Origin of the sequence: Tardiphaga sp., assembly GCF_044340795.1 — a bacterium.
Classification (GTDB): domain Bacteria; phylum Pseudomonadota; class Alphaproteobacteria; order Rhizobiales; family Xanthobacteraceae; genus Tardiphaga.
In genome coordinates, this window is the sequence record NZ_JBIISY010000314.1 from 1 (window position 1) to 5,881 (window position 5,881).

The 5,881-nt window shown below is 63.9% G+C and carries 12 protein-coding genes; 1 reads left to right on the forward strand and 11 read right to left on the reverse strand.

From position 1 onward, the window contains the following. The 11 genes from ACIQ17_RS29885 to ACIQ17_RS29935 form a co-directional block, all read right to left on the reverse strand. Window positions 1-1,159 (reverse strand): hypothetical protein (locus ACIQ17_RS29885; RefSeq protein ID WP_398473079.1); only part of this gene is annotated, 1,159 nt, incomplete at its 3' end. A 106-nt stretch (window positions 1,160-1,265) separates the two neighbouring features. After that, a complete protein-coding gene (locus tag ACIQ17_RS29890; protein WP_398473080.1) occupies window positions 1,266-1,538 on the reverse strand; it encodes a hypothetical protein in 273 nt (90 codons plus the stop codon). Window positions 1,539-1,620: 82 nt separating this feature from the next. Beyond that, window positions 1,621-1,905, reverse strand: a complete 285-nt coding sequence (locus tag ACIQ17_RS29895; RefSeq protein WP_398473081.1) for a hypothetical protein — start codon at window positions 1,903-1,905, stop codon at window positions 1,621-1,623. Window positions 1,906-1,957: 52 nt separating this feature from the next. Beyond that, on the reverse strand, window positions 1,958-2,320 hold the full coding sequence (locus ACIQ17_RS29900) for a hypothetical protein (protein ID WP_398473082.1): 363 nt from the start codon (window positions 2,318-2,320) through the stop codon (window positions 1,958-1,960). A 1-nt stretch (window position 2,321) separates the two neighbouring features. Beyond that, window positions 2,322-3,449 carry a toprim domain-containing protein gene (locus ACIQ17_RS29905; protein WP_398473084.1) on the reverse strand — a complete coding sequence of 376 codons (1,128 nt, stop codon included), beginning with the start codon at window positions 3,447-3,449 and terminating at the stop codon, window positions 2,322-2,324. Continuing rightward, window positions 3,446-3,637, reverse strand: coding sequence for a hypothetical protein (locus tag ACIQ17_RS29910; protein WP_398473086.1), 192 nt, complete (start codon window positions 3,635-3,637; stop codon window positions 3,446-3,448). The genes ACIQ17_RS29905 and ACIQ17_RS29910 overlap by 4 nt, the downstream gene beginning before the upstream one ends. Continuing rightward, on the reverse strand, window positions 3,634-3,987 hold the full coding sequence (locus ACIQ17_RS29915) for a hypothetical protein (protein WP_398473088.1): 354 nt from the start codon (window positions 3,985-3,987) through the stop codon (window positions 3,634-3,636). The genes ACIQ17_RS29910 and ACIQ17_RS29915 overlap by 4 nt, the downstream gene beginning before the upstream one ends. Beyond that, window positions 3,984-4,505, reverse strand: coding sequence for a hypothetical protein (locus ACIQ17_RS29920; protein ID WP_398473089.1), 522 nt, complete (start codon window positions 4,503-4,505; stop codon window positions 3,984-3,986). The genes ACIQ17_RS29915 and ACIQ17_RS29920 overlap by 4 nt, the downstream gene beginning before the upstream one ends. Further along, window positions 4,502-4,852 (reverse strand): hypothetical protein, encoded by a 351-nt coding sequence (locus tag ACIQ17_RS29925; RefSeq protein WP_398473091.1) that lies wholly within the window; start codon window positions 4,850-4,852, stop codon window positions 4,502-4,504. Before ACIQ17_RS29925 ends, ACIQ17_RS29920 begins: the two co-directional genes overlap by 4 nt. Then, on the reverse strand, window positions 4,849-5,202 hold the full coding sequence (locus ACIQ17_RS29930; protein WP_398473092.1) for a hypothetical protein: 354 nt from the start codon (window positions 5,200-5,202) through the stop codon (window positions 4,849-4,851). Before ACIQ17_RS29930 ends, ACIQ17_RS29925 begins: the two co-directional genes overlap by 4 nt. A 10-nt stretch (window positions 5,203-5,212) precedes the next feature. Then, the gene (locus ACIQ17_RS29935; RefSeq protein WP_398473093.1) at window positions 5,213-5,458 is read right to left on the reverse strand and encodes a hypothetical protein; all 246 of its coding nucleotides are present in this window, start codon (window positions 5,456-5,458) and stop codon (window positions 5,213-5,215) included. A 48-nt stretch (window positions 5,459-5,506) separates the two neighbouring features. On the opposite strand from ACIQ17_RS29935, the gene ACIQ17_RS29940 reads away from it, so the two are divergent. After that, entirely contained in the window at window positions 5,507-5,800 is a 294-nt protein-coding gene (locus ACIQ17_RS29940) for a hypothetical protein (protein WP_398473094.1), read from the forward strand. Window positions 5,801-5,881: the final 81 nt, after the last annotated feature.

Below are 5,881 nucleotides of genomic sequence, written 5' to 3' on the forward strand. Positions count from 1 at the left end.
AGTCACCATGGATCCGCGCATAGTCCGGCCAGGCATCCATCAGGGCGCGCAGCAGCATGCGACCCCATTCCTCCTGGATGGCGCCGGGCGGTTTCTGTCCAACCTTGATCTTGCCGAGGTTCAGCACTGCGAAGCGCGATTTGTCCTGCGGCAGCATCGGCGGCATGTTGATGCCGGAGCAGAAGAACGCGTTGCGGGCGATAAACAGTACGCCCTTGTGGTCCTGGCCGCCGCGCAAAATGGTGCCGCCCGAATAGGCCTGCCGTGCCAGCTCCAGCAGCGCCATCGCGCGACGATTGTCTTCCTTTGCCTCGAATTCATCGAGCGCGACGGGAAGGCAGTCGAGGCCCATATGCTGGCGCACGCCGGCCTCCGTCGCATTCTCCGCGCGGATCAGCGCGGTGCCGAGCACGCCCTTGATCAGATCCTGCAGCGACGATTTGCCGACGCCGAAATCGCCCATGGCGGCGAGATGCGGGCGATGGGAGAGGGCGCCACCGAGCAGCATGACGCCGATCGCGCCGAGTGCCAGCAGCGGGTCGAGCAGCGGACGCTCCCACGTCCATGTCTGCAGCATGTCGAAGATCTGCCGCGCCGGGCTGTCGGAGGGATCGACCGGCTCCTGCCATGGCGTCATGATCGACGGGCAGCTCGGATAGAACACACCGTCGATCTCGCCAGGCGACGACGTCTTCAGCTTGCCGCCTTCTACGCGCCACAGCGCCGAGCCTGAGTGCCAGAGCAGTCGACCATGGCTGTCGGTCCAGGCGCCACGGCCGCGCACCTTGTTGGTGGCGTCGAACAGGCCGCGATCGGCGCAGCCTTTTTGCAGGCAGAGGATCGCCTTCTTTTCTTCGACGCCGTTGATCTTCGGGCGCTGCATTTCGCCATCGGCATTGGGCTTCGGCGCCGCCCAGCGCGGCCAGGCCCAATACACGTAGTTTGGCTTCGATCGGAAAAGCACGCTGAGATCGGCGGGCTTCATCGTCTCGAAAGACATCAGCTGGCCCAGCGTGTCGAGGAAGAAAGACGCTTTGCCATTCACGCCAAGCGGCACCACCGGACACTCCGGTGGCAGCCGATCGAAGGGCGCACCATCCCATTTGCCAGCCTCGAAGCCGTTCCGCGGTGCCAGCGGATGCGGATCCTCGATCGACATTTTTTGGACAAGCGCGTCCTTTGCGTCCGCGAACTTCGCGCGGACGCCGCGTGGGCCAGTTTGAACCATTGCTTAGAAAATCCTGCGGCGCGGAGGCCGCGTTACGTCAGCGCGTGATGTGCTTAACCGCCCACATGACGGCTTCTTCGATCTTGGTCTGCGCAATCGAAAGTTCGCGAGAGGCCATTCGGCCGGCTTTAGCATCGGTGCCGCCGACGTCGTGGAGATGTCCGAGGAAATCGGCACCGAGATCCTTGATCTCCTTCATGTACGCCTTCTCAATATCGGTCAGGACGCGATACTCGTGGCGCATGACGTTGTTCGCGGTGCGAGCGTCGCTGGCGCTGTCGACCACACCCGGCTTGCTGTTTTCGTCCATGGTTAGTCCCTCGAATGATTGATGATGCACGCACGCACGCAACAGCACTGGCCGGCGGCGCCGTGACGCCGCCGGTGTCAACTCAGGTGGAAGCCTTCCAAGCTGGCTCGAACGTATCGGGATGCTCGAAATAGGCCTCGCCGTCGGCGCCGACGACATAGTAGTCGCCGGGCTGCGGATCCTTGCCGTCGATGGTCGCGATGCCTGCCGTGTCAATCTTTGCCGGCGTGTAGAAGTTGTTCTCGAAGGTGAGCAGGCTCTTGCCTTTCTCGCCCTTGATCGGCTCGACGCTGGCGATCTTGGCTGCATGCACCGCCTGGTTGGCCGTGTATTTGGCCATCGCCTGTCCGTTCGGAGTTGTGCTCATGGTTCTCGCTTTCGGTTGTGGTCGGGGACGCAACGCAACTACACTTCAGAGATCAGCGTTTTGGCGGCTTGTATCCGGGCAACAACCGCGGATCCGTGAAGATGGTGCGCGGCTCGATCACAAGGTCGCTGCCTGCAGGTTTCTTCAGGCGCGCGTTGCGCTCCGGCATTGCGCCCATATCGTGCATGCCGCTGGAGACACCATCGACGGTCTCGAGGACATGATCGTCCTCGCCGATCGGCGCGGGGTCCAACTTGATCGGCACGATCGGCGGAGGCGGCAACACATGGTCGGGCAGATCGGCGAGCTGACGCAGCCGGGAAGCTGCGACGATCATCACCTCGGCAATGCCGGATGCGGCCTGGTGCGCGAGATCGTCGAGGCGGCTGGCGAGTTTGATGTCGAATGTGCTCATCTCAGTCCCTGATCAGATCGTTGAAATCATTCGCGCCGCCATGCGCCGTCATCTCGGTGACGGGTATGCCGTGCTGGCTCAACGCCTCTACAGCGCGCTCCATCTGCTCGAAGAACTGTGCGCGCGCTTCCGGCCGCTTGCCTTCCGACGGATTGTCGGCGGCGATCACGACGCTCAGGACGCAGGCATGCCACACCGGCACGTTCGCGAAATTCGATACCGAGGTCGCCGCCCAGCAGCGCGCCTCTGGCGCCACGATGGCGACCGACAGGCCGGTTTCGATCCCTTCGGAGATGACGAGGATGTCGCGCCGGCCGGAGACGGCCGCTTCCTCCGGCGATTGACCGGACGGTCCGTTGGTGAGGCGGATGACGCCGCCGGCCACGGCGCCGAACATCAGTTTCGGATCCTCGACAGGCGCTTTGGCGCCGCAGCCATGATCGAGGAAGGTGCAGTGCACGGCACAGATCGACCCATCGGCTTTGCGCACCGCACTGATGATGGCGGGATAGGTCGGGCCGGGCCTCACCTTGACGCGCTTCTGGTCGCGCATGTCCCATTCGGCGCCGCGCCACCATTCCAGCGACGGCACGAAGCGCAGATCGCCGGAGAGATTGGCGATCATGGACAGAGGGATCTCGCGCGCTTCGAAATAGCGCTCTGCCGGAGAGCCGATGATCGGCTGCGCCTTTTCGAACATGTTCACGGCGCGCAGTTGCTTGGCAAGTTCGTTCGCCTTGTCGCTGCGCTCCTGTTGCAGCGCCTTGGCTTTTGCCGCAGCAGCCGCCGCCTCGCGGGCGCGGGGATCCATCGCAGCCAGGCCGAGGAAGTCGCGCGCCCACTGGAACGCGAATTTGCGATCGGACTTCGGCCGGCGATGCACATAGTTGATGAGGTCGATGATATCGCCCTTGTCGGCTTCACCGCCGGCGTAGTCCTTGAAGCCGCCCTTGGCGACGCCATGCATCCAGACGACAAAGGATCCTGCGTTGCGATCGTCACGCGTCGGGTTCTTTGCTTTGTAGAGGCCGCCATCGACGCGACCGCCCGGCAACAGGCGGCCGAGCACCTCGCCCAGGCGGTCCTGCAGCATGGCGCGGATCTCGCGGCTGTCGTCACGGCGCGTCATGCGTGGCCTCCGCGCTGGGCAGGGCCGAAGCCGGCGGCGATCAGGTCGAGAGCCAGCTGATGCGCGACCTCGCGCGGCACATCGAGCACGACATGCTGGTCTTCCTTAAGACCGTCGAGCACGAGAACGGCGGAATGGGTGTCCGTCGTCACGCGCACCTGGGTGATCTTGATGTAGTCCGCGCTCATCCTTCGTAGCCCTCTGGCAGGATGATTGCCGGCTTCTTCGCCTGCAGCTTCGGCAACGCGTTGCGCTCGATGAGCGAGAACATGCGCTGCAGCGCTTGACGCGGCGGTGACGTCGGATGGTGCTCGATCACGTTTTCGATCATCATGCCGGCAGCCGCCGCGATGGCGTCAAACATCTGCTGCGGCGACGTGCCTTTATCGCGCTCCCGCTCAAGTGCTGTCAGGAAGCCGGGCATGATGTCGATCATGACGCGCGCCATCACACCCTCGCGGCCGTGCTTTCTGGCCATGGCGGTGAACTGGTCTGCAACCGCGTCCCATTCGTTGCGCAGTGGATGGCGAAAGGTCATCGACGTACTCCGTTCATGGCGACGTCGACGAGGACGCAGGCGATCAGTTCTTCGTAGTCCGCACGATCGCGGAGATCTTCCACGGCGCGGAGCGCCTTGTGCACACCAGCGCGATCGAGGCCCGTGACACGGCCAATCTGCGCTTGCGAGATGTTCGCTTCGGTCGATGCGAGATACATCGCCAGTTGCCGCGCATAGATAGCGCTGCGCCATTCCTTGTCGCGTGTCAGGTGGATGCCGCCATGGGCATTGCGCGCGATCAGCGCTTTCGCTCGGTCGCGATCGAGCCCCATCATCGCGCACACGCTGGCGAAATAGCCGGCGCAAATAGCGCCTGCGACAGCGTCAGGCATTGCAGCGTCGGCGATTTGCACTGGACTGAACTTGCCGTCGCTTTTGCGCGCAGGCTGCGTGGTCGGCGCCGGCACGCCGCGGCGCGTGAGAAAGGCCATCAAGCGCTGAGACAGGGCGGTCGCCGGCGTCTGACCCGCAATGTCGAGTTGGCGGATCGCGCTCATCGGACGGTCACCGTGCGGCCGGACTTGCGCTCGGCGATGTTGAGGTCGCCGCGCATGAAGTTGCGCAGCGTGTTGAGATACATCACCGCACGGTCCTCACGCGGCTTGCTCTGGTCGGCGCGGGCATAGGCCAGCTCGGCCATGCATTCGACGGCGCAGGCGGCCTCATAGTCGATCAGCCGGGGCGCATCGTCATCGAGCAACACGGTGCGCGCTGCTGCGACACGCTCGCGGAGGCTGGCGATGGTCTCGCGCGACAGGTTCACCATCCGCGTGGCCACCACCTGATCTGCGAGGTTGCACAGAAATCGGAGTAGTTCGAACTGGTCGTGCGCGGAGCCGCTCATGCTTTCGGCTTCCAGTGCAGGGCCATCACGAAGCCGCGCGGATCGACCGAGATCCCCATGCCGACAAACACGATCTTGGCGCCGCCATTGCGGGTCGAGAAATTGTCCAGCTCGGCGCGCATCTTCGCCTTCACGGCAGGCGGCCAGGTCTCGATCGAATGGCTCAGTTTGCCGTCATCCAGCAGCTTGTGATCGTACTCATTGAAAGCGATCACCGCCGTGGTGAGATTGCAGCCGGAGAAATCGATGCAGCCGGCGCGGGTAATGTCGGTGCGCGCCTGCTTGATCGCCGGCGACAGCAGCGGGTGCGGCGTGTCGGTAATGGTGACGTCGGACGTTGTCGTGGTCATGGGCAGCCCCTCAGTTGCCGATGGGTGAGGCCGCCCACATCACCGCGGCGATGTGGGCGGCATTGAACGCGAGACCCAACGCAACGCACGCAACGACCCAGCCGAACACGCGAGACCGATCGGCCCGGCTGGAGAGCAGGGTGAAGTGGTTCTCTCCGCCGCACTCGGCCTGATGCGGCAGCAGCATCCCAGGCAGCGGTTGCACCGCAGGCTGTCCCTGCACGGCGGAGAAAGGGGTGAGGGGGAGGCGGATCATGCGCGACCTCCCTTGCTGCGGCGAAAGGACTCAGTCAGCCTGCGCCACATGGACGAGACCGCAGAGAAAGCCGCGCGCGACCTTGCGATCATGCGGCAGATGACGAATTTCACGCTAGCGAACTCGCTGGCGATGCGCGTCCTGGTGACAGAGCAGATGGCGGGGCACGCCCTGTCAGATGACGAAGTTGCCGCGATCCTCGACGCACTCATGGTTGCCGGGCAGGATCCCGATGGCTCGTTCCGGAACGCGGTGCTCGGGATTATCGATGACATCCGCACGACATCAGCGCTGCTGAAGTCAAGCCGCACAAGTCGGCCATCGGCCCCAAGGAAGAAGTGACCATCAATACTGATCGGCTGCACCGGGCAAGCCAACAAGCGCTCGACACTATCGTGCCAGACATTCTGTGAGGGGAGGCGG